This is a genomic window from Pseudomonas sp. NFIX28, from assembly GCF_900107395.1.
Taxonomy (GTDB): domain Bacteria; phylum Pseudomonadota; class Gammaproteobacteria; order Pseudomonadales; family Pseudomonadaceae; genus Aquipseudomonas.
In genome coordinates this window covers 28,009-53,694 of sequence record NZ_FNPW01000007.1, presented here as the reverse complement: position 1 = coordinate 53,694, position 25,686 = coordinate 28,009, and the positions used below count along the sequence as shown (strand labels likewise).

The following is a 25,686-nucleotide window of genomic DNA, read 5'->3' as shown; positions in this document are numbered from 1 at the left end:
GACGACGTTGCACAATTTAAACAGCCCTTAAACAGCCCGTTGTAGCTTTGCAGTCCAGCGTCTAACCTGATGATAGGGAATGTTTAGCTTTGCAGCTATTGTCTGTCTGTCAATGCCTTCAGATTGAAACATACTCACTGCTTCTGCTTGAATGATAGCTTTAGCTTTCTTCTTTTCAGATTGCTGTTTCTCCCAAGGAGTCATTAGCAACTCGGTGCTGATTATTGCTAAGCGGCCAAGCATTCCTTGGAGGTATTTAGCCATATCCATATTCTGAACGAATAAGGTGACAGGCTCTAGATTGTCTCTGTCTCTCAAAGAGGTGCGAGCAATAGCCTGTAGTGTGCTTTCATAAAAGCGTTCAAACTCAATTGCTTTTCTGATCTCTGCTACAGGTACTCCTAGCATCTCGCTTAAGGTATGTAAGCTAAGCGCAATATCAGGGCTCACATTGCCATGCTGAAGGCAGATAGCAATTCGTCTATCTTGATAACCGTTAATGCCTCTGCTATCTATTGGGAGTTTAGTTACGTTAGCATCGAATTTGAACTTAACCCATTCATGCATAAAGGCTAAGCTTTCTTCATCTCCAATCATCGCTATAACACCACGCAACCACGCTGCTAGCTGTACTTCATCGTCCCAGGCTTCTGCACTATCACCATTGCGTTGCATCATGCTTTGGGTCTTGGAGTAGCGACCAGTTAGAAATGGATGTAACTCGACACGCTTGCCGTATCCATCAAACATGGGAGTGAATTCAGATGGTTCAAATTCCCAGCCTTGATACTTGGCATGCACCCCTAGGAGGGTGTCCTGTACGTTGTTAGCAAGGACATGAACACTGTTAGCGTATGAGAAGGCTGGTAGGAAATCTCTATAGCTTACGATGCGTACCAAGCGCTTACCCTTGGTGCTCTGTGCTTCTACCTCAACGCTACACTTAGGTGTGAGCATAGCTTGAAGCACTTCAAGAGCGGGCTTGCTGAGAGCGCTGGTGTCCTTAGCCCTAATCATGGTTTCGACCAAGGCAATGTGTTCAGGATTCAGTGAGGCTTTCTTGTCAGGTCCAATAGTCAGGTAGTTGGCAAGACTCCCGAGATAGCTGGTGCTATCAAATGGGTGTGTCTTACAGTCTGAGACGCTAGGCACCTCATCCACTACAAGCTCCCAGCCTTCAAGGAGGCGAGGGTCTACAAGTCTTAGCGCCTCATGAGTAACCATAATCAATGGTTGTTTATTTGCAGCTAGGACCTTTTCAAGGTGTGCTGTCACATGATCCACAGTCTCAGATGTGATGACTATAGGTGAGATGCCAGCGTTGATTTTTATATTCAGTTCAAGCTCTCTAATAAGAGCGTTCGTAGGCATTGCATACACAATCTTGCTGGTGTGCATCAGTGTAGGTAGCGCCTCAATAAACTTTGTAGATTTTCCACTTCCAGGAAGGGACTCTGCTATAAATATTGTCTTAGGATTCATAATGTCCTTATTTGTATTTGATTGACCGTTCTATCTCTGCTAGCTCCAAGTTGGATATATAGCTAGCGGCCTGGAGAGGAACCCTGTATTGTAATGAAAGTTTATAAATGGCCTGGCTGTTGCCTTTTGCTGCTACCAGTTCTTTTGCTATCCATCGTTTGATGGCTATAGGTCTCAAAAATCGTGTGTTGGGAATGAGGTTGGGTACTAGAATAAAGTCTTCATCTGAAGCCATATTTATTCCTTATTAAATGATGTAGGAGATGGCGCTAATGACTAGTTTGGCGAGTGTTAGTAAGGTTAGACATAAGGCGTATACGATGAAGGCTGTAGTCAGCCAGCTAATGAGTAGTTTCACTTCCCTATTTTAGGAAGCTTCTTCAGTCTTTCCATGTCGTCGATGATCTTATGTAGAGCAAAGGCAGAAGTGAATGAGCCTTCTAGCCCGCTAAGAGACGGAAGATTAAGGCATACGTATGTGCCCCTTGGTTCCATCTGATAGTTAATGCCCTTGTAAGTCTTAACATCTCCTACCAATCTGCTGTTCTTGGTTTCAATGAGGAGAGCCAGGGCTGCTGATTCAGCTTTACGCTTCTCAAGATACTGACGCTCTCCATCAGACATATAGTGCGCAGTCATTCGTCCACTCCAAATCGTTTGTAGATATCCGCCTTGATTGCTTTCATTGCGTCGGTTTGATGCTTGCCAGTGGCGTGTATACCATTGATAACGCTTTTCTTAAGTCCTTTGAAATTCCCATGCTCGTCATAGATTAGATTGGTGGGTTTGCTTGTTTCTTGACTAGTGCGTGCTTGTTCAATTGCTGAGTGAGCATTGATGCTTTCACGAATCAGCGGATCATTCTGATACAGGTTGGAGAGAGTTTGTTCCTTAACCTGTTTCATCATGGTGTAAGCGTCAGCAGCATTATCAAGGCCACGCAAGCGTTTAGCAGGTTCTGTAGCCTCTGAATAATTCCAGCCTGATTGCTGGGCAATCTGCATTACTTCGTAAATGGAGCGACCAGTGGCTTGTGATAGTTCTATAAGATCATTACGGTTTAGAGTTTTCATTGTTTTCTTCCTTAGGATTAGGGATTAATTACACGATATTGATATGGAGAGGAGTGTTGAGTGCCTGACTTGCGACGCTCTACCATTGCTGTCTTGGTAAGGTGCTTTACAATGGATTCTACAGAGCGTCGAGAGAGTGCCGTTGCTTTGCAGAAATCCATGCTTGAGATAGTGGACCACCCTTCTTGATTGACTTGGTTTCTCATCATCAAATAAACGATTTTTCGAGAGAGTGTGTTAAGTTGCTGATGTTGGAGTGCTACAATTTCTTCTAGTGTGATACTCATTATTACTACCTATGGTTATTGTTAATATGGTGCGGCTGCCCCCTATATCCCCCATGAGATATGTGGTGTCCGATTTGTGGGCGCGTGAATGCGTCCTACATGGTTATAGGGTGGATTAGTAGGGGTGGGAAGTTTATCTCATACTTATATATACCTAGATTTTTAGGAAAGGCCTACAAAGAAGTATAAAAATATTTTCTAAGTTTAATTCTTGAAGGTGCCCATCTCATTACCTACTATCAATGCTTTCTGTCACGCCCTACAGGCTCGTATAGGGAGGATTGAATTGTTATATATAGCTGGTGAGGGTTCTGAACTGTCGCCTCACCAGTGAGCTTACAGGGGGTTAGTCAATCAGATGAAGCACGTCCTTGGCATTCAAATGTGAGTATCTAGCGACAGACCTTGTATCCCGGTGGCCTGACACAATCATTATTTGAGCGTTGTTAAACCCTTTCTTGGCTACGTTCGTGATTCTGGTATGCCGTAATTGATGAAGCCTAACGCTACTGTCTAGGTTCGCCTTGATGCGTGCCTTCCTAACAGCCTGAGAGACGCTATGGGGCGTTACAGTGAACAAGAGTCCTCGCTGTATGCGCTGTGCTACAGCCAATCTCTGTGCTTCTTTCAGTAGCTCTACAGCACGGAGGGTTAAGGGCACAGACCTAGTGCCGTTCTTTCCATCAATCACATCCGCAATACGTTCTTCTAGGTGCAGGCAATTAACTGTGAGCTTGAGTATCTCAGAACGTCTCATAGCTGTTTCATAGGCAAGTTCCACTATATAAGTGCCATGGTGGGGGAGAGCTTGTTGAGCAATTGTTTTAGCTCGCCAGCACTGATTACCTTGTCACTCGATTTGTCTGGCTTGGGCAGGGCTATGTCACTTACGGGATTGGGAATGTCGATAAGCAGGCCACGTTTAGCAAACCTGAAGAAACGAGACATGAACGCTAGCTGTATGCGACAGGTAGCAGGCTTGACCGTCTGTAGACGCTTCAGCTTGAAGTCATTGACCAGCTGAGGGGTGATGTCATGGATTGACTGAGGGAACACAGCAAAGAGCTGGTTAACGATCTTGATTGCATGGTCATAGCTACCCTTACCCTTGAGCAAGGTTTCACAGTAGGTCATGCCCAATGTGTAAATCGTGTGGGTTTGGTGGTCCTTGGTGACGGCTTCAAGCTGGTCAGCCCATGCTTGGGCCAACGCTTGTGTAGGAAAGGTTTTAGATTGAGCAGGTTTTCCTTTCAATCGTACCTGAGCATTCCAGTTCCCTGACGGTAGTGAGCGGATATTAGCCATTGTTGACGCCTCATAGTGTGAATGGGCGTTCTCTTAGGGCCTTGAGCCATATGGCTTGGTGCTTAGCACAGTGGTCCTTGACATGGTGGGGGTCGTTGGTTCGAGTCCAATCGCGCCTACCAAACAAAATCCGCTCTGCTGGGCGGTCTAGAAAGGCTCACCGAAAGGTGGGCCTTTTTTTGTTGTCTTGGATTCATGCAGAGCGCTCACAAATTAGGTCCAGCTCGTGGTGGGCATCGAAAGCGAGGCTTGCGATTGTTTTTTGCGGTGCGTCGCTCCTGGTATCCCTCTTTCTGCATTGCCGATGAGGCGCTGTCTTTGATTAGGCATTGGGTGGGGGTGAAGGGGGGAGATGTGCTCTTTCAAATGGAGAAGGGCGCTGCCGTTACTCTCATTGTTCGGTGCAAAGGGGGGGGGGGGCTGGAAGCGGCTTGAGCTTGGTTTGGGTGGGCATGGGGCATCATTGCCGCAGGAAAATGCTCATCAGGCGTGCAGTCTCCGGCAGGGAGATGCCCCGCCGATGGCATTGCCATTCACCTGGACTAAAAAGAACAACGGAGTGTAGTGGGATGGAGGTTGGCGTACCTGGCTCTCTAAACATGGCTGGTTAACCACTATCGAGAGCGGAGCCCCACAACCTCCACTGTCCGTGGAGGCGATGGTTCAGCTTCGGGGAATGTGTTCGTGGTGCGGCTTACGCCCTATGGCTGGCATTCCAGCCGCACCCGTACATAGTTCAGCGCCTTGTCGTGTGCTGGCAGTTCATAGGGCGCTTGGCATTGCTGCCCGTCCCACTTGATGACGAGGCTGCCTGAGTCCTCTTCCATCAAAGCCAGCGCCTTGCCGCTGGGATCCGCCATCGCGATCTGCTTGCCAGTCGCATCTTCAACGGTTGCGCCGAACGGGATTAGCTTGTGCTCCCGGTCGAATAGCTCGAACTGCACTCGTCGTCCGGTCTTGCTGATATATCGAGCCAGCACTACTGCACCGCGTCGAGGTACTACCTGCTGGGTCGCGTTATCAATTTCGATTTCCCCGCCCAAATCCCGAGTGTCCAGGTTGATCCAGTTCACTCGATACGGTTGTGCGTTGGGTACCACCGCGAAACCATTGCTACCGGTCTTGGTGCCGCTGTGGCTGCTGATCTTGACCCCGGCCACACCTGGAACTTCCGCCAGTGCAAAAGTTTCGCCAATGGTTTGGCCCAGGTTGATTCCACCTGCGTGGCCCACGACCGAACCCGCCAAATTGAGGTTTTGCGAGGTGTAGCCACGTCCCTGGCTGTAGCCCGCGCTGATATCCGCTACCGAGGTGCGCGTGCTGAGGTTGGCCGATGCGGTGCTGCCGCCAGTGTTGCTTTTGCCACCTTGCAGGGAGTAATAGGTGTCGCTGTTTTCCGAAAGATAACCGTTGATGCCTACCTGGGTACTATTGCTGTCCTTCTGAGTGTTGGCGGAAACGAAGGCCCGGGGTGCCCGTGGTTTTGAGCCCAAAGGAAATGACAGGGACAGGTTGATCAGGGTGTCGTTGTTTGACGATCCGTAGTTGCCGACATCCTTGGTGTAGGTAGCCCCGAGGTTGTAACTCACCTCGCCCCAGCTATTGCTATAACCGGTGGACAGGCTTTGGGAACCACCGCGCCCCCAGTAGCGTTGATCGCTGGCGTTCAAGTACAGGCTGCCATATTGCTGGTTGCGGCCAAGGCTTTGGTTGATGGTCAGGTCGGTTCGGGTTTTCGAGTTGCCAGTGCGCTTGTGCCCATCGATGCTGAGCTCTTCAACGTGTTCGGTGAGGGTTCGGTAGCCTTCGGTGGAATAGCGGTACGCGGCCAGGGTGAAGTTGGTGTCGGTGCCGGTGAATGTCTTGGCATACAGGGCCCGCAAGCTATTACCCTTGACCGATCGGCCATAAGTTCGGCTGGAGGAGTGGGTCAGGTCCAGGGAAACTGCGCCGATAGAGGTATTTCGCCCGGCACCGAGCGACCATGCATTGAAGTTTTCCGTGGCCTGGACTCCGACGATCCCGGACAGGTCGCTGCTGAGGCCATAGGCCAAAGTGCTGCTGAGAAACTGTGGTGACTTCTGTCCATCGCTGTTGCTGTTGTATTGGCCTGCCGAGATGCTGTATTTCGCCTGGCCTTCACGGACCATGATCGGCAGGCTGGAAAACGCCTGCATCGTCACCCGGCGACGGCCGTCGGCTTCGATGATCGTCACTTCCAGGTCGCCGTTGGAGCCGCTGGGATAGATGTCACTGATCTCGAACGGGCCCGGCGGTACGTTGGCGGTGTAGAGAATGTAATCGTTCTGGCGGATTTCCACCGTCGCGCTGGTTTGCGCCACGCCGCGAATGATCGGTGCATAGCCGCGCTCACTGTCGGCACGCATGCCGTCGTCGGAGGCCAGTTTCAGGCCGCGATAGCGCACGCTGTCGAACAGGTCGGCGTCGGAGAAAATATCCCCGGCGCTGAATTGGCCTTTTAATGCAGTCACGTCATGTTGCAGGTAAGTGCGGTTGCTCTTGAAGGTATTGGGGCGGTCGGTGCTGCTGTTGAAGTTCGATTCGTTACGCAGCCGCCAGGCACCCAGGTTGATACCGTTGCGCAAGCTCAGGTTATTGGAAAGCGTGGTGACGTGATCCGTGCTGTTGCGGTTGCTGCTCAACTGATAGTTGATAAACGCCGCTGGCACGCCGTCATCCCATAACGCAGGGTCGACGTAGCCACGCCGGCCGCGTTCCATGGCCTTCTGCGGCACGCTGACCATCAGGCGCAATCGGGCGACGTCGTAGCGTACGGAGGCATGCTCGATCAGCGCGGGCAGGTCATGGCAGGCCTGGGGATCATCAAGGGAAAGTGTTCCAGCCGCTTGCAGCGGGGCAAGGTTGATGCCCAGTTGTTGCAACATGTCCAGGGTCAGACAGGCTTCGACCTTGCCATTTTTGGGGTTGCGGCGAAAGTCGATATCACGACGACCTACCAGCGTTTCGTTGGAGTAGAGGTCAACTCGGTAATTGCCGGGCAATACGCTGTTGGCTGACAGCAAAAGCTGCAGGTCAACGGATGACGAGGCTCCTTGCAGGAAGGAAGTATTGAACTCTTCCACCGGTGGCTGTTCATTTTCGCCAGCCAGACATAAAGTGCTGGACGCCATGGCGATAAAGAAAGGAGTCAGCCAAGTATAAGTGCCTGGAAGTCGCGCACAAAGTATCGCGCCATGGTCGAATTTGCGGCTGGTAATTAGAAACATGCAAGGAACCTATATATCACCTTCGGTGCAAACTGCTGAACGAAGCGAAGATAAATATGGTGAATGTGCAACTGCCAATCCGACAGGCGCGGTTAGTTTATTCTTTGATTTGTTGGGCCTCGGTTGCGGTGTTCTTGCTAAGTTTCGCGGTATAACGGTCTTGTGCGCCATAATCATTAATGCTGGAGAACGATAAAGTAACTTCGTTATTGCCGTTGAACTGCTTGAGGGTGAATTCTTTTTGTTCGCCGGGTGCGATCATTGCAGAATCAAAAGGCTGTTCTGTCTGTTGCCCTGATTGAAGTTTTATGTTCGCGATCGAGACATGGTAAACCCCGGGGTTTTTAACGCGCAGGGCTGGTTTTCCGGCCTGGTTTTCCAGGGTCCACAACAGTTTTGTGGGGGCCAGGTAGGCCTCGGAAGTCATTCCGGCAGGGCGAAAGAACACTTTGATGCGCTGGCGCACGGCAAGCTGCAAGGTGTTTTTTATTTTCGATGCCTGGGGAATTTCCTGGACATTGAGCCAGACCACCGACTCTTTGTCGGAGGGCATGCCTTTGCCTTCGTAGATGACCCGCAACAGTTGTTGCTCATTCCCCGCGACCCGTACCAGTGGTGGGGTTATGGCAAAGGGGACCGAGCCGAAGTCGGGGTTATCCGTGTCGACCCATGACTGGATCAATACATCTTCACCGGTGTTGCGTACGGTGATACTGGCTTCCTTGTGATTGCCGTCAAACACTAGGCGAGTGGCGCTCAACGAAATGCCGGCATGGGCTTGGCTGATTGCGAGCAAGCCGAGCAGGCCCAGACAGAATGACCGAGGGGAGTGACGAAACATAATGATTACCGCTTGCTTGAAAAGGAGGGCGGGGCCGTAAGACCCCGCGCCGAGGCAGTCAGGTCCTCGGAATTACTCGTATTGCAGGGTGAACGGCAGGGTGGCGTCGCCTCGACCGGCGACAACAGTCTCTTTAGCGCCAGTGGTGACGTAGGCCGCCGAGAATTTCAGCGAGGCATTGCTGTCTTGCAGGCTGTTTACGATCTTCGCGGTGGTTGGCGAGCTCAGGTCGATCAGTGCGCCATTGGAATCGAGCAGAGCAATACCGATGTTCTTGGCAGCGCCGTAACCGTCGATCAACTTCAAAACCTTAGTGCCGGGAAAGACGCCCGAACCTGCACCCCTGCTCGGTTCGAAGATCATTGACACTTTGGTGCCAGCGTTGCAGTTGACCTTCATTTCGAAGTTTTCGGCGCTCAGTTTGCCAGTGCCGATTGGTGCGGTAGCTGTGCCCATGTCCTTGATGGAAACTTCACCCATTGCCACAGAAATGGTCTTTTGCAGGTCGGCGCCTTCAACCGAGCAAGCGTCGTTGTTAATCACGCCGCTGAAGCTGATAGTGCCGGTGCCAGCCTTGGTTGGAGCTGCCGGCTCGGCTGCGAAAGCACTACCGGTAGCTGCCAGCATGGAGAGAGTCAAGAGTGTCAGGGAAAGCTTTTTCATTTTGATTTCCATTGTTGATATGGGGTTCTACGTAATGCCAAGGCATGATATGGAACTTATCTTCAAGGGAAAATCAGACGATTCTTAGAATTGACAGGTTGAAATAAAGTATTACGGCTGATAGGAATTTAATTTTTTTGAATAATGGTTAGTGCAGTTAATTAAAGAGTTGGCGCTCAATGCAATAAGTCAGCAAGTCCTGGTCGCTGCTGACCTCCAGTTTTCGCATGGCCGATATTTTTTGCGTACTGATGGTCTTGGCGCTTCTATTCAGGCCGCGGGCAATTTCATTGACGCTTTGCCCGGATACGAACAGCCGCAGGATTTCGTGCTCCTTGGGCGAAAGGCGGGTGAAGCGTTCGTCCAGGGTCACCGCTTCCAGTACCGAGCTTGGTGATATCCCGGAGCTTTCGAAGGGATTGCCATAAGCGATAGCCTTGAGCGCCGCCTGAATTTCGTTGTGCAACTGGTTCTTCTGGATCACGCCGACCACTCCGAGCTCCTGTAGCCGGGTCAGGACCAGTGGATTGGAGATCATTGTCAGTACCAGGATCCGCAGAGCGGGGAAGCGCCGCCTCAGGTATTCCACCAGTTTGAGGCCATCACCATAAGGCGAGTTCGCAGGCATGTTGAAATCGGTGATGACCACATCAACCGGCTGACGCTCCAGCAGGTTTACCAGCTCGTTGGAGCACATGGCTTCGCCCACCACGCTGAAGCGTTCATCGCGCGCTACCAGTTCGCGAACTCCCAGCAGGACGATAGGGTGATCATCAGCGATGACAACGTTCATTTTTTTCACGTGGCAATTATCCGGCATGTGTCGCAGGTGGATGTTGAGGTGATTCAAGGGTGGCAAGCAGTTCGCTTAGTCGCTGCAAATGCTGTCTGACTTCCAGTGCCAGCGCCGGTGTGATCGTGAGATCTGCCAAGCGGCATTCCAGGTCGACGAAAGCGGTTGCCATGGCGCTTGCCCGCACTGCGCCCAAGGCGCCTGCCATGCTGTGCAGCTGCTGGGCAACGGCAATGGCATCGTCGCGCTCCAGTGCCGCCAGGGTGGTTTGCCGGTCCTGATGCAGGGTGGTGACAAACAGCTCGCGCATGCTGGGCGACAGCTGGATCTGCTCGACGATGGCCGCCGGTGCGGGACGGTCTTCGGTGGCAGGTGCAGGAAGCTTGCAATGCTTGATCAATTGCGCGCGCAGGGTGGACAGGTTCAGCGGCTTGACCATCCAGGCGTTCATGCCCACGGCGGCGCAACGTTCCCCTTCTTCGCGAAAGGCATTGGCCGTCACACCGATGATGGGCACGTCCTTATTCTGCCGGCGCAGGGTGGCGGCCAATTCGTAGCCGTTCATGACTGGCATGTTGACATCGGTCAGCACCAGATCGAATCGACCGGGCAGCCATTGCGCGAGGGCCTGTTCGCCATTGGCGGCGAGGACGACCGAGCACCCTAGCGTTTCCAGTTGCTCCTTGATAATCGCCGAATTGATGAGGTTGTCCTCGGCCACCAGGATGCGCAGGCTCAGCTTGCGCAACGGCTCGGGTACCGGCACGGGGTGATGTTCCGGGGCGCCGTGTTGCGCCAGGGAGACTGCCCTGGCAATTGCCCGCACATCATGCATGTCCACCTGCCAGTCCTTGGTGGAATGTTCCGACGGATTGCTCCCGCTCGCGGTGGCGACGATGCGTATACCCGGCCACGGCCGATCGTTGGTCGAAGGCAGCATGTCCACCAGCACCGCCGACGCCGCTGCCGATGACATGTCGCTGTCCAGGATGCAGGTTTCGATACCCAGCCGGTTGAGCCAGGCACAAAGGTGTTGCGCCAGCTCCGCCGCCGGGGCCCGAACGTAAACCGGTGCGGTTTTCGCCGCGAATTTCGGGCAGTCCGTGAGCGTTCCGGGAGCGCGCTCCAAAGGCAGCTGCAGAGTAAAGCTGCTACCCAGGCCGGGCTCGCTGACGACGTGCAATTGGCCATCCATCAGTTCATACAACCATTTGCAAATGGCCAGCCCCAAACCGGCTCCTGCCTGGCTGCTGGCATCGCTGACCTGATAGAACGGATCGAACAGGCGTTCTTGTTGAGCCTGGGAAATCCCGATGCCTGAATCGCTGACCTGCCATTGCAGGTGGCTGATGGCATCGTCGTCTTGCAACAGCCGAACCCGCAGCACCACTCGCCCGTTATCGGTGAACTTGATCGCATTGCTCAGCAGGTTGTTAAGGATCTGCCGGATCCGCAGGGGATCGCCACGCACCTGATCCGGCAGCGCCGCATCGATGCAGGCGTAGAGCTGCAAGCCCTTTGCCTGGGCGAAAGCGCTGTAGGTGCGCACGGTGTCTTCGGTCAATTCCAGCGGGCAGAAATCCTGGATTTCGAGGGTCATCTGCCCGGCCTCGATCTTTGACACATCCAGTACGTCGCTGATCAATTGAAACAAGGTCGCGGAGGAGCGTTGGATGGTCTGCAGGTAGGCTTGCTGACGAGGATCGAGCGCGGTCATGCCCAATAGTTCCAGCGTACCCAGCACGCCGTACAGAGGCGTGCGAATTTCGTGGCTCATGGTGGCCAGGAATCGAGTCTTGGCTTCATTCGCCGAGTCGGCGATCTGCCGGGCTTCCTCCAGGGCCACGGCATCGTCGATATGCCGGGTCACATCATGAAAGGCGCACAGCCAGGCGTCCTGCTGTTGATAGCGCGTGCGAATAAAGGCGACATGCAGGTGGCGGCCGTCGATTTCCAGGTCGGCTTGGCCGGGTTCGTTGAGGTCATGCTGCTGTTTGAGGACGCTGATCAGTTGGCCGGTGTCTTGCCATTGCTGCGCCCGCTGGTTTTCCAGCAGCACTTTATGATCGTTGCGGCGCACCACGCACAGGCCAGTGGGAGCCGTGTCGATAACCGCACGGCTGAACGCTTCGCTTTCGGCGATGCTGGCGTGGGCTTGATGCGCCGGCAGCACCACGTGGGTGGCGTACCAGCGATGAAAGGCCCCGCCGCAGCCCAGGACTGCCAGGATAAAGGTCATCAGGCCAAGCAAGGGCCAGAAGGCGTAGTCCAGGAAGCTTCGCAAACCGATGACGTAGATTGCCGTCCAAGGCTGCGGGCCGGTGCTGATCAGTTTGAAGGTCAGGCCGTCCGTGGTGAAGTTCAATCCTTGGCGCAGCACCTGGCCAGGCTTGAGGCTACCGACCAGCGCTTCGCCGGACGGGGCGATCAGGGTGAACTGGTCGTAGATCGACCATTGCATGATGCGCTCGATATCATTGACCTGGGACAGGTTCAGCAGTGACGTCAGGACCACCAAGGTATTGGCTCCGGTGACATTCAACGGCGTGGAAGACAGGTCGATATCGACGTAAGCGAGGAGGGAGGGAGTATTTATGTCCTTGGAAGCGGTGCGGTATTGAATCCAATGCACCTTGTTGTCCAGTGCCTGCGGTTTTTTATCATGTAGCAGGTCCGTCACCTGCGTGACTACCTCCAAGAACGTTCCGCTGTGCCTGCGCTCGGCGCCCCTCAGTCGGCCGGCTGCGGGTACGGCGATATCGAAGTTGTTCGGGAAGTTGAGCAAGATGATCTGTGGCGACTGATAGTGCGACGCGGACCAGAACGCGCTGTAGTAATCGGCCAGTTGCGTGCCCAGGGCAAAGATTTTTGAATATTCAGCGGACTCAATTTTGTCCGGATTGATCTTCAGGCTATAGGGCAGGGAGAACGAGAAATCCCGACCCTCATAGATATTCGGCCCTTCTTCCAACAGCGGTTTTTGCAAAGGCGGGCGCAAGGTGGTCGATGGGTTTAGATCGCCCCTGGCAATTTTGCGCGAGATGTTGCTCAGGAAGGATTCATGTTCATGGATGTTTTCCATCAACCGGGCAAAGTGAAAGTAAGTGGTGTCGCGCTGTTCTTCCACCATGCGCTGCACGCCCAGATAGCTGATACCCAGCAATAGCAAAACCAGGGCGCCGAGCACCATCAGGGTTTTGTTCAGGCGCAAGGAGTTGGCGGCGAGTTTCTGAAAGTCGTTGGGGTGATTCATTAAGCAGCCCACAAGGAGTGGGGCATAAAGCCGTTGGACACGGTGACCTCTTATTAGGCAAGGAGAACATCATCATGCGGGTCAATCGGCACTTGCCGGACTTTGAGGCGGCAATGGCTGGAATTGATCCGAAGAAACTGAAATGCGGCTCAGAAAACTCTGAACCTGAGTGCAGCTGATTTTACGCAACCGCGCAAATTCGTGCGCGATTTCTGTGCTTTTTGCCAGCAGATGCATTCGGCCAAGTTGTGGCTGGTGCGCAGATGGGAATGGAGGGCGCCGGTTTGGCATCCTTAATGCTTATGTTTTTGATGACATTTTTGTGACACTTTTAAGTCGGTCTGCCGTCTATAGGCACGTTCGTGTGTGACACGGGCTGGGCATGGTCGGATGGGGTGCAGTATGAAAAGCAGAGCGACGGTTATTTGTGCGCAGGGAGGGCAAATTCTTTTCGTCCGCAAGGATCGCTCTAAATGGGTTTTACCAGGTGGCAAGGTTGAGCCTGGCGAGGCTCCCGTTGACGCCGCGATACGTGAGCTGCGTGAAGAGACCGGGCTGGATGCCAGTGAGCCCCTTTACATCCTGGAGTTCGAAGCCGGCAATGTGCGGCATCACGTCTTCGAGGTTTCCGTGGTCAATGCCGGGGCTGCTCGTCCCCAGAATGAAATTGCAGCCGTTGGTTGGCATGCCTATGGAGCGGCCCGCGAACTGGACGCAACGGCCGCCACCAAGAGCATCGTGAATTCGTTTTTACGCCGCCTGTAATCCGCTACGTGATCGACTCACCCAAAAGCCCGCCTTGCGCGGGCTTTTGGTTTTCCGCAATGGGCTTTCTCACAGGAGGCTACCGATCGTTAGCCATGTGAGTGGTACAGTCGCGTTTTCACGACGAGGAAGCATGATGCGGGTGTTGATGGTGGTAGTGGTCACGGCGTTGCTGGCGGGATGTGCCGGCTCGGTGATGAATGAGGCGCGTGCGAAAAGCCCCGGCAAGGTGCTCTCGTCGACCAAGGCGGAACAGGTCGTGGCTCAATGCGTGCAGTTTGCCTGGCAGGACGAAGCCGTGTTCGGTGTGGATGCGGCGGCGTATCTGGAGTCTGCCAAGGTGGGTGGATACACGGTCTACACCCGCTCGGCGGAGTCCTTTGCCGATATTCGCGGGCAGGCCTCGGGCACCACGGTCAGTTATTACGCGACCCAGGACGACTGGGTCGCCAAGCGCCGGCTGGCAGCATTGGCGACGTGCCTGTAACTCCTTTTTAGCGTTATCGGTACCAACAAACACAAACCCGGCCTTTGCCGGGTTTGTGGTTTATTGAGGTTATCCATTGTTTTTTCGGATGGCGATTAGCCTCAAGTTTAGTTGTGCCAGTTCTTTCGACTTACTTGTGTAAGCTATTTGCCTTTCTCCCTGTAGGTTTGCGCTGTAATTATTTTGCCGGTGGCCAGGCTTTATTGAGGTGCGACATTTTGCTCGGTGTTTTGTAGGCCAGGATCGGTAGACAAAATACTGATTTGGACTAGTTTAAAAGTTCTCCTCGAGAAGGAGTTTTATTTAATCAAAGGAGTGAAAAAATGAATAAGCCATTAGTGCAACTGAAACACGGTCGTGTCGTTTCCCCATCCAGCCGCGGTGCCGTCGCGGTCGAACTGGGGCTGCTCGGTACCTGGCAAGTCAATGAGATGGAAGGCGGCAAAAACTTCCCGGCCCTGGTGGGCGGACCTTTCCCGACACCTTACGAGAGCGACGTTGCGAGCGTTGTGCCGCCGGCTGACGGGCATATCCTCAGTGGCGGCAAGAGCGACGAGCGAGATTGCATCAACTTCACGAATGAAGAAATGTCGAAAAAGATCGGGCGTCCGTTCTCCTGGCCGCTGCTCAATGTCGAGCCGGGCCAGGTATTCCAGGTCAAATGGGAATACACCGCTCCGCATGTCACCCGTGGTTATAGCTGGTTCATCACCAAAGATGGCTGGGACCCCAAGCAGCGCATTAGCCGTGCGCAACTCGAGCCGCAGGCTTTCTTCAAGGATTTCTATACACAAGTTCCCTACGACAAGTACGGCGATGAAATGAAAGCCAAGGTCGAACATCAAGTGACCTTGCCTAAAAACAAGAAAGGCCACCATGTGATTGTTCTGGCATGGATTGTCGCCAATACCGGTAATGCGTTCTATCAAGCGTTCGATGTCGACTTCAAATAACAGCGAAAGCTATAAATTTTCCTTAATGGTTCTGAAGGATTAGAACGTGAACACTATCAACTTTGCATCGGTAAAGACCCAGGCGAACGACTCGGCATCGTTGATGCCATCGATCGCTGGCAAGAAGATTCTCATGGGCTTCTGGCACAACTGGCCGGCGGGTCCCAGTGACGGCTACCAGCAGGGGCAATTTGCCAATCTCGACCTGGTGGATGTGCCCAAGGAATACAACGTGGTGGCAGTCGCCTTCATGAAGGGCAACGGCATTCCCACCTTCAAGCCCTACAACCTGTCGGACGAGGAGTTCCGGCGCCAGGTTGGCGTGCTCAACAGCCAGGGGCGGGCGGTATTGATTTCCCTTGGCGGCGCGGACGCCCATATCGAATTGCACAAGGGCAACGAGCAAGCGCTGGCTAACGAAATCATCCGCCTGGTGGAAACCTATGGTTTCGACGGGCTGGATATCGACCTCGAGCAGAGCGCCATCGATTTTGCCGACAACAAGACTGTGCTGCCGGCGGCGCTCAAAATGGTGAAGGATCACTACGCGGGCGAAGGCAAGCATTTCATCATCAGCATGGCGCCGGAGTTTCCCTACCTTGTCACCGGCGGCAAATATGTCGGGTACATCCAGGCGCTGGATGGCTACTACGATTTCATCGCGCCGCAGTACTACAACCAGGGTGGCGACGGTTTGTGGGTGCAGGAGGCCAATGGCGGGCAGGGAGCCTGGATTGCCCAGAACAATGACGCGCTGAAGGAAGACTTCCTGTTTTATCTGACCGAGAGCCTGGTCACCGGTACTCGCGGCTATATCGCCATTCCTGCCGACAAATTCGTGATCGGCTTGCCGACCAACGTCGACGCGGCGGCGACCGGGTATGTCATCGACCCCGCAGCGCTGAGCAATGCCTTCAAGCGCCTGGAGCGTGCGGGCTTGCCGATCAAGGGCTTGATGACTTGGTCGGTCAACTGGGATGACGGTATCAACAAGTATGGCGTCCACTACAACTGGCAGTTCCGTGACCGTTATGCGCCGCTGATTCATGGCGGCAGTGGCGAGGAGCGACCTTCGGCGCCAGGCAATCTGTTTTCTCCGGTACAGACGGAAAGCAGCGTGACCTTGAGCTGGAGCGCTTCCCATGGCGTGCGCCCGATCGAGTTCTACACGCTGTTCCGCGACGGCAAGCCGGTGGCCCAGACGGCCTCGCTGACCTTGAAGGACGACGGCCTGAAAACCGATACGCTGTACAGCTACTTCGTCAGTGCCACGGATGCCCAGGGCAATCAGTCGCTGCCAAGCACCAACCTGAACATCAAGACCGCCGGCGGCGTGCCAGATCCGCAATACCCGGAATGGCAGTTGAATCATCATTACCGCAAGGATGATGGTGTGACCTATGGGGGCAATCTGTATCTGTGCTTTCAGGAGCACACTTCCAATGCCGGCTGGACGCCGGACGTCGCTTTCACCCTCTGGGCCAAAGTGGCGATCCAGCGTCGTGCGTGAGAAATAACCAAGGCGGTACACAGGCGCCCCGATGACGGGCGCCTTTTTTGTTGCGAGAGGTGCAAGGCAAAGCGACGGGTTATGGGCTAATACTGACAGGCCGTTTTTGTCATCCGTGAATGGAGAATGGAGCGATGCTCATGCACTGGTTTCTCGGGGCTGTACATCTGTTGGCCTTTGCTGTCGCGTTTGCGGCGGTGCTCGCTCGAGGCACTGCGCTGCGCCGTATGGTCACCGAGGGGGCCGATGTGCGCCGGGCGCTGCTGGCCGACAACGGCTGGGGGCTGGCCGCCGCGGTGTTATTGATCACCGGCTTGCTGCGCGCCTTCGCCGGCTACGAAAAAGGTACGGATTACTACCTGCATCAGCCGCTGTTTCACATCAAGATGACTTTGTTCATCATCATTCTGCTGTTTGAAATATGGCCGATGGTCGTGCTCATCAAATGGCGAATCGCCCTGAGGCGCGGAGCGTCGATCGATATCGGCCGCGCCACATTGTTCGCGCGTATCAGCCATCTGCAGGCGCTGCTGATTGTGCTGATGGCGATAGCTGCCAGCGGCATGGCGCGTGGGGTCATGTTCGGCCAGCCGTGAGACGAGCAACAAGCAACGGGGCGCGTTTGCCTGCTATCGCTGCGCGCCTTAGCAGAGTTGGCTGAACGCCTTGCTGATGGTGGCTCGGCTGGTTTTGAACTCGGCCTGCTGCACCGGAATGATGCCGAATTCATCGCTGACGATGGCCAGCGCGCGATGCAGGTAATCGACGTCGGCCTGGGAGCGGAAGGTGAATATCCCGCGTTTGACTTCGTAGAGCCCCTCCGTCGAACAGGCGGCAACGGTCCGCATCGCATTCAGGTCATTGGTGATCAGAAGGTAAGCGAACTCTTGCATATGACCGCTCCTTGTTCATTAAGCGTCTGCCGGTGGCAAGGGGGGAGCGCCTCGGCAGGCTCGCGCAGGCGGTAGGTCTTGAAATTACTCCTCCTGCTCCTGGTGACGCTACTGAGTATTTATACAAAGACAGGGGAGCCTTCTCCCGGCCCAGTCGTGTCGACAGATTGCCGGGATGGAGCGCTATCGGTGGGGAGGGCTTCGCTAATGCACTTGCCAATGCTGGTGGTGGCGGCCTTGCTGCGCCGCTGCCATTTGAAGAGGGGAAGGTATTGCGGGGGGAATCACTCAACGACGACGCTGCGCCAGCCATTGTGGTGAGACAAAGGGCTGGCCACTCATGACGCTCAAGGTGTTTCGCGTTTGTCCGGGGCGGTGAGGCCGGCTTGGATCCGTTGGTAGATTTCTTCGCGATGGACTGCTACGTCTTTCGGGGCATTGATGCCAATCCGGACTTGCTGGCCGCTAACGCCCAGAATGGTGATCGTGATGTCGTCACCGATATTTATGCTTTCACCGACTTTGCGGGTGAGTATCAGCATGATCTTCTCCTTGATTGCTTGGTAGGGGCACCTGATTCAGACAGTGCAGATGTCGGTAGTAGTGCGTATAGATTACTGCGAAGTCCCACTGTGTGGGTGCCTCTTTCTGACGCGCAGACGCTGTATTAATTCCCGAGGTGCAACTATACAGAGGCGATAAATATCATTCTCCTTGTTTCGCGCTGATTTTGTGGCGTTTATGCAGGGGATTGGGGTGCTAAAATCGCCGCCTCAGACTTTCAAGGGGTAGGTTGTGCGCACAGTAGCGATGATGATGGCGGTTCTGGCACTGGCAGGATGCGGTGAGGGCAAGAATGTCGAGGCCGACAAGAAAGTGGCGCCGGTCGTCCAGGCGCAGCCGCCGCAGACCGCCACGACCCAGCAATGGGATGTGCTGGTCGCCGGCACCCTGCCTCAGGCGACAAGCGATCTGGCCGGCTGGCTGATCGAGCACGGCATCATTTCCTATGTCGTCGTCGAAGATGGCAAGGAGCGGGTGCTGGTCGGCCCATTCGATTCCCAGGCCGAAGCCGAGGCCAAGAAGGCCGAGTTGGTCGAGAAGCTGGCCAAGGCCAAGAAGCGCAATATCGAACCGCAGGTGATCGAGCACCGCGTCGCGCAATAAGCCGTTCCCTTGAATGCCAGGCAGGCCGTCGCTGGGGTGTGAGCGACCGGCCTTGCCGGCGCTCATTGATCTTTGCGGAGGCTGGCCTGTCCAGGCGCCAGGTGTTTATCGGCAACTTGAACGAGGATCAGCCGCAGGCCTTCAGGTTGACCGGGCCGACGAACTCGTTGCCGCGTCCCATCACACAAGCCACGCTTTGATTGCGTTGGCGTTCCCAGGGTTGTACCGGATAGGTCTTGTTCCAGGCTTCGTACAACTGGCGATCCTGTTTCGACAGGCGCAGGCCGTATTGCTTGCTCATATAGAAGTAGGTCCGGGCGATCATGCCGCGGATAGAGGGGCGCGGCATGACCTTCTTGGCCTTGAAGTCGACCTGGGTCAGGCATGAGCCGTATTGGCCGGATTGCGCCGGCAGCCAGCCGAAACTGAAGTTGTTACGGTCGCCATTGACCTCGCCAATGCTCGGCACCAGGTTGTGCAGATCGGCTTCGGCACGTTGAAAAACCGGGTCGTGGCGTGTGCAGTTCTTGCGCCCGCCCTGCTGCCAGCATTGGCGCTGATGGCCGATATGCCAGGCGGGGACTATGTGTTCCCACTCAATGCGCGCGGCGCGATTGGCATTCTTGCGGGGTACATAACCGCAGGCGGCGAGGTTGACCCGATTACCGCTGTATTTGCAGCCGCAGTAGAACTCGGTGGATTGCGGGGCATACAGCTTCCAGGCGATTTTCTTCGCTTCGTTGAAGGTACGGGGCGCATCGGCTTGGGCATTCAGGGCAACGAGAAACAGCAATACAGCAAAACAGCGGACAATCATCGACTCAGTCTTCCTTCGGCACGACCCAGAAAATCTGCACACCGCCGTCATCGCGATAGGCGAGGGTGACGTTGTCGTTCTCGGCGATTTCCTCGAGCAGGCGTTCCCACTCGGCGACCGCTTCGTCGGGCTGACGGAAGATCAGGGCAGCCTTGGCTTTTTGTGCGTTGGGCGAATTGATGATTTTCTGAACGCGCAAACCGAGGCGTTCATAAGAGCTTGGTGGGGTAGTTGCTGCGGCGGGCACGGAACATTCCTTATTAAGCTGTATGCGCATACAGTATTTTACTGTAGGAAATTTCGCAACCGCTTAAAATTCAAGAAGTTCTTCAGACCGCGATATCCGTGGATTGCTGCAAATGGATAGGGATTTTTTGTCTGCGGGAAGAAAACGGGGCCGGCCGACGGGGGCGGAGCACTCGCCCAGGGCGGGCGAGTGCGTGGTAGAGCGATGCCCGACCAAGGTCGGGCGGGTCAATCAGTATTCCCAGAACATGCGCTGCAGTTCTTTGCTGTCCTGGGTCTTGGTCAGGGCGACCATGGCCAGGATGCGGGCTTTCTGCGGGTTCAGGTCGTTGGCCACGACCCAGTCGTATTTGTCGTCAGGCTGTTCCGCGTTGCGCAGTACAAAGCCGCCGGCATTGACGTGGGACGAACGAATGATCTGTACACCGTTCTTGCGCAGCTCTTGCAGGGCTGGCACTACGCGGGAAGACACCGAACCGTTGCCGGTACCGGCGTGGATGATGGCTTTGGCGCCGGATTGGGCCAGGGCCTTGTAGGCGGTGTCGCTGACATTGCCGTAGCCATAGGCGATTTCGACGTCAGGCAGGCTCTTGATGGTCTTGATGTCGAATTCCGAACCCACGGTGTGACGCTTGGCCGGCAGGCGGAACCAGTAGGATTTACCTTCCACCACCATCCCCAGCGGGCCCCATTGGCTCTTGAAGGCTTCGGTCTTGATGTTGATCATTTTGCTGACGTCGCGACCCGATTGGATCTCGTCGTTCATGGTGACCAGCACGCCCTTGCCATGGGCTTCCTTGCTACCGGCGACGGCAACGGCGTTGTACAGGTTGAGCATGCCGTCGGCCGACATGGCGGTGCCTGGACGCATCGAGCCAACCACTACGATGGGCTTGTCGGTCTTTTCCACCAGGTTCAGGAAGTACGCGGTTTCTTCCAGGGTGTCGGTGCCGTGGGTGATCACGATGCCATCGACGTCCTTGCTGTCGGCCAGTTCGGCGACGCGGCGGCCCAGTTGCAACAGGTTTTCGTTGGTGATGCTTTCAGAGGCGATCTGCATGACCTGTTCGCCGCGCACATTGGCGACCTGGCTCAGCTCGGGGATGCCGGCGATCAACTGCTCGATGCCGACTTTGGCGGCCTGGTAGGTGGCGCTATTGGCGGCACTGGCGCCAGCCCCGGCAATGGTGCCGCCGGTCGCGAGCACGACCACGTTGGCCAGTTTCTGTTTGGTTTCGACTTCCTTTGCCTGCAACGCAGTCGGAAGAAGCAAGAGGAGGGCCAAGGCGCCCGGAACAAGGGTGTTGAAAGCAGATTTCATTATTTTCTCTCTAGTAGTGAGACGGTGCTGGTGCAGGTTCATCTAGATACACCCGAGACAGATCTGAATGCCGCGGGCGAAAAGGAAGAGCAGGATCTGTACCAGCCGGACTGTGGTCGCAAAACTCTTTTAAGTTAATGATTTATATCAATTTATTTTTATTTTTCGAATGCCGGGAAAGTTTCGTCGTCCGGTTTTCCGAATGCTTGGAGGATTCGCGTTCGGTTGTCCGACAGTTCTGGTTGGCGTTGCGGAAGTTCTGAATTAAAGAGCTGGCCCCGGCAGCCGATGCCCTTCAAGGATCGTTTCTTTATGGAGCTCACATGTCTATTTCTGTCGGTTTTCCCGCTGCCGGGGCCATCACTATCAACGGTAAATCACCAGCCACTATCGAGGCTCTGAGCCAGGGCGCCGCCGATAACGCTGCGCAAGCCCTGGGGATCGATGAAGAGGGCAAGCTGCGAGTGGCATCCGCTTCCGAGGCCGAGAAGGCAGAGACCCAAGGCTCTGAAGGGGACAATCAAAGCCTGGTGGTGAAAATGCTGCTCAAGCGCATGAAAGAACTGCAGGCCCAATTGCAGGAGCAACAGCAGCAGTTGGCCGCTGCCCAGGCGGCGAGTTATCCGACCCCTGAAGCCAAGGCGACCGTGGTGATGGCGATTCAAGGCCAGATCGTCGATACCAACGGCGCGCTGCAGGAAGTGGCGGGGAAGCTGGTCAAGGAACTGAGCAAGGACGCTTCGTCGGGCGCACTGGTCAGTACCACGGCTTGATCGTGCAATGTCTTGATTTGGCGAAATACGAAGCGTCTTTGCGGGCGTTCCGCGGTGCTCGGCGGCGCGTGGTATTGGCGTTGACAAATCCCGGCAGGGTTCGCATAGTTCGTTCTACGCAAACGTTTGCGCAGGTTCCGGGAATGCCTGGACAATAAAGCTCGCACGCACTTCAGGTTCGCTTCAAGTCGCACTTATCAGGCCTGGAGTTCGTCGAGCGTCGTCGGCGCAAGCGTTGCTCACAATAATCATAAGATCGGAGTGAACCCATGAAGCTGCCATTCGCTGGACGTCTTCTCGCTGTCGCTGTTCTGGCTGCCGCATCCGCTACGCTTCCTCTCTCTTCGGCATTCGCCGAGACCTCGGAAAAACCCAAGGTCGCCCTGGTCATGAAGTCCCTGGCCAACGAATTTTTCCTCACCATGGAAGACGGCGCCAAGGCATATCAAAAAGACCATGCCGCCGATTTCGACCTGGTTTCCAACGGCATCAAGGATGAGACCGACACCGCCAACCAGATCCGTATCGTCGAGCAGATGATCGTTTCCAAGGTCGATGCGCTGGTAATCGCCCCGGCGGATTCCAAGGCCATGGTGCCGGTGATCAAGAAGGCGGTGGACGCCGGTATCACCGTGATCAACATCGACAACCAGCTGGATCCGGCCGTCCTCAAGAGCAAAAACATCAGCGTGCCTTTTGTCGGCCCCGACAACCGCAAAGGCGCGCGCCTGGTGGGCGAGTACCTGGCCAAGGACCTGAAGGCCGGTGACGAAGTCGGCATTATCGAAGGCGTGTCCACCACCACCAACGCCCAGCAGCGCACCGCAGGCTTCAAGGATGCGATGGAAGCCGCGCAGATCAAGGTGGTCTCGCTGCAATCCGGTGACTGGGAAATCGACGCCGGCAACCGTGTCGCCGCCGCCATGCTCAGCGAATACCCGAACCTCAAGGCGCTGCTGGCCGGTAACGACAGCATGGCCGTCGGTGCCGTCTCGGCGGTGCGCGCGGCGGGCAAGGCCGGCAAGGTCAAGGTGGTCGGCTACGACAACATCAATGCCATCAAGCCGATGCTCAAGGACGGCCGAGTGCTGGCGACCGCCGATCAGTTCGCCGCCAAGCAGGCTGTCTTCGGAATCGAGACGGCGCTGAAGATTCTCAAGGGCGAGAAGGTAGATGGCGCCAATGGCGTGATCGAAACTCCGGTTGAGCTGGTCACCCAGTAATCGTTCTGGCGGCGCAACGGCGCCCGCCTGATCGGGCGGGCGCATGGAGAGTTTCTTATGTCAGTTTCCGCTGTGAACGCTGTCCTTTCGGTCAGCGGTATCGGCAAGACCTACGCGCAACCGGTATTGACCGGCATCGACCTGACGCTGATGCGCGGAGAGGTGCTGGCGCTGACCGGGGAAAACGGCGCGGGTAAAAGCACCCTGTCGAAAATCATCGGTGGCCTGGTCGCCCCGACCACCGGCGAAATGCAATTCAACGGGCAGGCGTACTGTCCCGGCAGCCGCACCCAGGCCGAAGAGCTGGGCATCCGCATGGTCATGCAGGAACTCAACCTGCTGCCGACCTTGTCGGTGGCCGAGAACCTGTTCCTGCATAACCTGCCCAGCCTCGGCGGTTGGATCAGTTGCAAACAGTTGCGCAAGGCAGCGATCGAAGCCATGGCCCAGGTCGGTCTGGAAGCGATCGACCCCGACACCTTGGTCGGCGAACTGGGGATTGGCCACCAGCAGATGGTGGAGATCGCGCGCAACTTGATCGGCGACTGCCATGTGCTGATTCTCGATGAGCCGACGGCAATGCTCACGGCCCGCGAGGTCGAGCTGCTTTTCGAGCAGATCACGCGCCTGCAGGCCCGTGGCGTGGCCATCATTTATATCTCTCACCGCCTGGAAGAGCTGGCCCGGGTCGCCCAGCGCATTGCCGTGCTGCGTGACGGTTGCCTGGTGTGCGTCGAGCCGATGGCCAATTACAACAGCGAGCAACTGGTCAACCTGATGGTGGGGCGCGAGCTGGGCGAACACATCGATCTCGGCCCGCGCAAGATTGGCGCGCCGGCCCTGACGGTCAGCGGCCTGAGTCGTTCCGACAAGGTTCTGGACGTGTCTTTCGAGGTGCGCAGCGGCGAGATCTTCGGTATTTCCGGGTTGATCGGGGCAGGGCGCACCGAACTGTTGCGACTGATCTTCGGCGCCGACAAGGCCGACAGCGGCACGGTGGCCCTGGGTTATCCGGCGCAAGTGGCGAATATCCGTTCGCCGGTCGACGCGGTGGCCCACGGCATTGCCCTGATCACCGAAGACCGCAAGGGCGAAGGCCTGCTGCTGACGCAATCCATCAGCGCCAATATCGCCCTGGGCAACATGCCGGAAATCTCCCGTGGCGGCCTGGTCAATGGCCGTGACGAATCGGCGCTGGCGCAGCGGCAGATCGATGCCATGCGCATTCGCAGCTCGGGGCCGGCGCAGCTGGTCTCCGAATTGTCTGGCGGCAACCAGCAGAAGGTGGTCATCGGCCGCTGGCTGGAGCGCGATTGCGCGGTGCTGCTGTTCGACGAACCGACCCGAGGCATCGATGTCGGCGCCAAGTTCGATATCTATGGCCTGCTTGGCGAACTGACCCGCCAAGGCAAGGCGCTGGTGGTGGTCTCCAGCGACCTGCGGGAGTTGATGTTGATCTGCGATCGCATTGGCGTGCTGTCCGCCGGGCGCCTGATCGATACCTTCGAGCGCGACAGCTGGACCCAGGATGAACTGCTTGCCGCGGCTTTCGCCGGCTATCAAAAACGTGATGCGTTGCTCAACGAAGCGGCGCCTAGGGACCTCCCATGAAAACTGCATCTTCGGCCGGCAAGCGTGGCGGCAACTACTACGGCCTGGGCACCTATCTGGGGCTGGCCGGTGCCTTGCTGGCAATGATTGCGCTGTTCTCGACGCTGAGCAGCCACTTTCTTTCCTATGACACCTTCAGCACCCTGGCCAACCAGATTCCGGACCTGATGGTGCTGGCGGTGGGCATGACCTTTGTCTTGATCATTGGCGGCATTGACCTGTCCGTGGGTTCGGTACTGGCCCTGGCAGCCTCGACCGTCAGCGTGGCGATTCTCGGCTGGGGCTGGAGCGTCCTTCCGGCGGCGTTGCTGGGCATGGCCTGCGCGGCATTGGCCGGGACGATCACCGGCTCGATCACCGTGGCCTGGCGTATTCCCTCGTTCATCGTCTCCCTAGGCGTGCTGGAAATGGCGCGTGGCGTGGCCTACCAGATGACCGGCTCGCGCACCGCCTATATCGGCGATGCCTTTGCCTGGTTGTCGAACCCGATCGCCTTTGGTATCTCGCCATCGTTCATCATTGCCCTGCTGATCATCTTCATCGCCCAGGCGGTGTTGACGCGCACGGTGTTCGGCCGTTACCTGATCGGCATCGGCACCAACGAGGAGGCGGTACGCCTGGCGGGCATCAACCCCAAGCCCTACAAGATCCTGGTGTTCAGCCTGATGGGCCTGCTGGCGGGCATTGCCGCGCTGTTCCAGATCTCGCGCCTGGAGGCGGCGGACCCGAATGCCGGTTCCGGCCTGGAGCTGCAAGTGATTGCGGCCGTGGTGATCGGCGGGACCAGCCTGATGGGCGGGCGCGGGTCGGTGATCAGCACCTTTTTCGGGGTATTGATCATTTCCGTGCTGGCCGCGGGCCTGGCGCAGATCGGCGCGACCGAGCCGACCAAGCGCATCATCACCGGCGCAGTCATCGTGATTGCGGTGGTACTGGATACATATCGAAGCCAGCGCGCAAGCCGGCGGAGCTGAG

At 56.0% G+C, this 25,686-nt stretch carries 24 protein-coding genes and 1 pseudogene; 10 read left to right on the top strand and 15 right to left on the bottom strand.

Annotated features, from left to right (window positions below; translation table 11 throughout):
* Positions 1-27: 27 nt before the first annotated feature.
* From BLV20_RS15160 to BLV20_RS15105, 10 genes and pseudogenes are all read right to left on the bottom strand, one after another.
* Positions 28-1,482, bottom strand: a complete 1,455-nt coding sequence (locus tag BLV20_RS15160) for a DEAD/DEAH box helicase family protein (RefSeq protein WP_092302765.1) — start codon at positions 1,480-1,482, stop codon at positions 28-30.
* Positions 1,483-1,489: 7 nt separating this feature from the next.
* Positions 1,490-1,717: a hypothetical protein gene (locus BLV20_RS15155; RefSeq protein ID WP_081232213.1), complete on the bottom strand. Its 228-nt coding sequence runs from the start codon at positions 1,715-1,717 to the stop codon at positions 1,490-1,492.
* Positions 1,718-1,836: 119 nt separating this feature from the next.
* Positions 1,837-2,121 (bottom strand): hypothetical protein, encoded by a 285-nt coding sequence (locus BLV20_RS15150; RefSeq protein WP_092302763.1) that lies wholly within the window; start codon positions 2,119-2,121, stop codon positions 1,837-1,839.
* Positions 2,118-2,555, bottom strand: a complete 438-nt coding sequence (locus BLV20_RS15145; protein ID WP_092302761.1) for a hypothetical protein — start codon at positions 2,553-2,555, stop codon at positions 2,118-2,120. The genes BLV20_RS15150 and BLV20_RS15145 overlap by 4 nt, the downstream gene beginning before the upstream one ends.
* Before the next feature lie 633 nt (positions 2,556-3,188).
* Positions 3,189-4,147, bottom strand: a pseudogene (locus BLV20_RS32060) (tyrosine-type recombinase/integrase).
* 701 nt (positions 4,148-4,848) lie between these two features.
* On the bottom strand, positions 4,849-7,299 hold the full coding sequence (locus BLV20_RS15125; RefSeq protein ID WP_175540211.1) for a fimbria/pilus outer membrane usher protein: 2,451 nt from the start codon (positions 7,297-7,299) through the stop codon (positions 4,849-4,851).
* A 193-nt stretch (positions 7,300-7,492) separates the two neighbouring features.
* Positions 7,493-8,236, bottom strand: coding sequence for a fimbrial biogenesis chaperone (locus BLV20_RS15120; protein ID WP_371914320.1), 744 nt, complete (start codon positions 8,234-8,236; stop codon positions 7,493-7,495).
* A gap of 72 nt (positions 8,237-8,308) precedes the next feature.
* A complete protein-coding gene (locus tag BLV20_RS15115) occupies positions 8,309-8,899 on the bottom strand; it encodes a fimbrial protein (RefSeq protein ID WP_092302752.1) in 591 nt (196 codons plus the stop codon).
* Positions 8,900-9,056: 157 nt separating this feature from the next.
* The gene (locus tag BLV20_RS15110; protein WP_092303170.1) at positions 9,057-9,701 is read right to left on the bottom strand and encodes a response regulator; all 645 of its coding nucleotides are present in this window, start codon (positions 9,699-9,701) and stop codon (positions 9,057-9,059) included.
* Between the two features lie 7 nt (positions 9,702-9,708).
* A complete protein-coding gene (locus BLV20_RS15105) occupies positions 9,709-12,945 on the bottom strand; it encodes a hybrid sensor histidine kinase/response regulator (RefSeq protein ID WP_092302750.1) in 3,237 nt (1,078 codons plus the stop codon).
* 402 nt (positions 12,946-13,347) lie between these two features.
* Here BLV20_RS15105 and BLV20_RS15100 point away from each other — a divergent pair, with 402 nt between their 5' ends.
* The 5 genes from BLV20_RS15100 (at position 13,348) to BLV20_RS15080 (ending at position 17,256) form a co-directional block, all read left to right on the top strand.
* Positions 13,348-13,710: an NUDIX hydrolase gene (locus tag BLV20_RS15100; protein WP_092302748.1), complete on the top strand. Its 363-nt coding sequence runs from the start codon at positions 13,348-13,350 to the stop codon at positions 13,708-13,710.
* A gap of 136 nt (positions 13,711-13,846) precedes the next feature.
* Positions 13,847-14,197 carry a hypothetical protein gene (locus BLV20_RS15095; protein WP_092302746.1) on the top strand — a complete coding sequence of 117 codons (351 nt, stop codon included), beginning with the start codon at positions 13,847-13,849 and terminating at the stop codon, positions 14,195-14,197.
* Positions 14,198-14,520: 323 nt separating this feature from the next.
* Complete coding sequence (locus tag BLV20_RS15090; RefSeq protein ID WP_092302744.1) at positions 14,521-15,150, top strand: lytic polysaccharide monooxygenase auxiliary activity family 9 protein; 630 nt, start codon at positions 14,521-14,523, stop codon at positions 15,148-15,150.
* Between the two features lie 46 nt (positions 15,151-15,196).
* Complete coding sequence (locus BLV20_RS15085; RefSeq protein WP_092302742.1) at positions 15,197-16,660, top strand: glycosyl hydrolase family 18 protein; 1,464 nt, start codon at positions 15,197-15,199, stop codon at positions 16,658-16,660.
* Between the two features lie 134 nt (positions 16,661-16,794).
* On the top strand, positions 16,795-17,256 hold the full coding sequence (locus tag BLV20_RS15080; RefSeq protein WP_092302740.1) for a DUF2214 family protein: 462 nt from the start codon (positions 16,795-16,797) through the stop codon (positions 17,254-17,256).
* 48 nt (positions 17,257-17,304) lie between these two features.
* On the opposite strand, the gene BLV20_RS15075 is transcribed toward BLV20_RS15080, so the two are convergent.
* On the bottom strand, positions 17,305-17,553 hold the full coding sequence (locus BLV20_RS15075) for a hypothetical protein (protein ID WP_092302738.1): 249 nt from the start codon (positions 17,551-17,553) through the stop codon (positions 17,305-17,307).
* A 347-nt stretch (positions 17,554-17,900) separates the two neighbouring features.
* A complete protein-coding gene (gene csrA / locus BLV20_RS15070) occupies positions 17,901-18,095 on the bottom strand; it encodes a carbon storage regulator CsrA (protein WP_007920550.1) in 195 nt (64 codons plus the stop codon).
* Between the two features lie 268 nt (positions 18,096-18,363).
* Here csrA and BLV20_RS15065 point away from each other — a divergent pair, with 268 nt between their 5' ends.
* Positions 18,364-18,720, top strand: a complete 357-nt coding sequence (locus tag BLV20_RS15065; RefSeq protein WP_092302736.1) for a penicillin-binding protein activator LpoB — start codon at positions 18,364-18,366, stop codon at positions 18,718-18,720.
* A 127-nt stretch (positions 18,721-18,847) separates the two neighbouring features.
* Here BLV20_RS15065 and BLV20_RS15060 read toward each other — a convergent pair whose 3' ends face one another.
* The 3 genes from BLV20_RS15060 to BLV20_RS15050 all read right to left on the bottom strand — a co-directional run bounded on the left by BLV20_RS15060 (position 18,848) and on the right by BLV20_RS15050 (position 21,104).
* The gene (locus tag BLV20_RS15060; RefSeq protein WP_092302734.1) at positions 18,848-19,537 is read right to left on the bottom strand and encodes an endonuclease; all 690 of its coding nucleotides are present in this window, start codon (positions 19,535-19,537) and stop codon (positions 18,848-18,850) included.
* Positions 19,538-19,541: 4 nt separating this feature from the next.
* The gene (locus tag BLV20_RS15055; protein ID WP_092302732.1) at positions 19,542-19,814 is read right to left on the bottom strand and encodes a DUF1654 domain-containing protein; all 273 of its coding nucleotides are present in this window, start codon (positions 19,812-19,814) and stop codon (positions 19,542-19,544) included.
* A 201-nt stretch (positions 19,815-20,015) separates the two neighbouring features.
* Positions 20,016-21,104: an asparaginase gene (locus BLV20_RS15050; RefSeq protein WP_092302730.1), complete on the bottom strand. Its 1,089-nt coding sequence runs from the start codon at positions 21,102-21,104 to the stop codon at positions 20,016-20,018.
* A gap of 323 nt (positions 21,105-21,427) precedes the next feature.
* On the opposite strand from BLV20_RS15050, the gene BLV20_RS15045 reads away from it, so the two are divergent.
* From BLV20_RS15045 to BLV20_RS15030, 4 genes are all read left to right on the top strand, one after another.
* Positions 21,428-21,877: a hypothetical protein gene (locus BLV20_RS15045; protein WP_092302728.1), complete on the top strand. Its 450-nt coding sequence runs from the start codon at positions 21,428-21,430 to the stop codon at positions 21,875-21,877.
* Positions 21,878-22,146: 269 nt separating this feature from the next.
* Positions 22,147-23,100, top strand: coding sequence for a sugar ABC transporter substrate-binding protein (locus BLV20_RS15040; protein ID WP_092302727.1), 954 nt, complete (start codon positions 22,147-22,149; stop codon positions 23,098-23,100).
* 57 nt (positions 23,101-23,157) lie between these two features.
* Positions 23,158-24,711 carry a sugar ABC transporter ATP-binding protein gene (locus BLV20_RS15035; RefSeq protein WP_092302725.1) on the top strand — a complete coding sequence of 518 codons (1,554 nt, stop codon included), beginning with the start codon at positions 23,158-23,160 and terminating at the stop codon, positions 24,709-24,711.
* Complete coding sequence (locus BLV20_RS15030) at positions 24,708-25,685, top strand: ABC transporter permease (RefSeq protein WP_092302723.1); 978 nt, start codon at positions 24,708-24,710, stop codon at positions 25,683-25,685. The genes BLV20_RS15035 and BLV20_RS15030 overlap by 4 nt, the downstream gene beginning before the upstream one ends.
* Position 25,686: the final 1 nt, after the last annotated feature.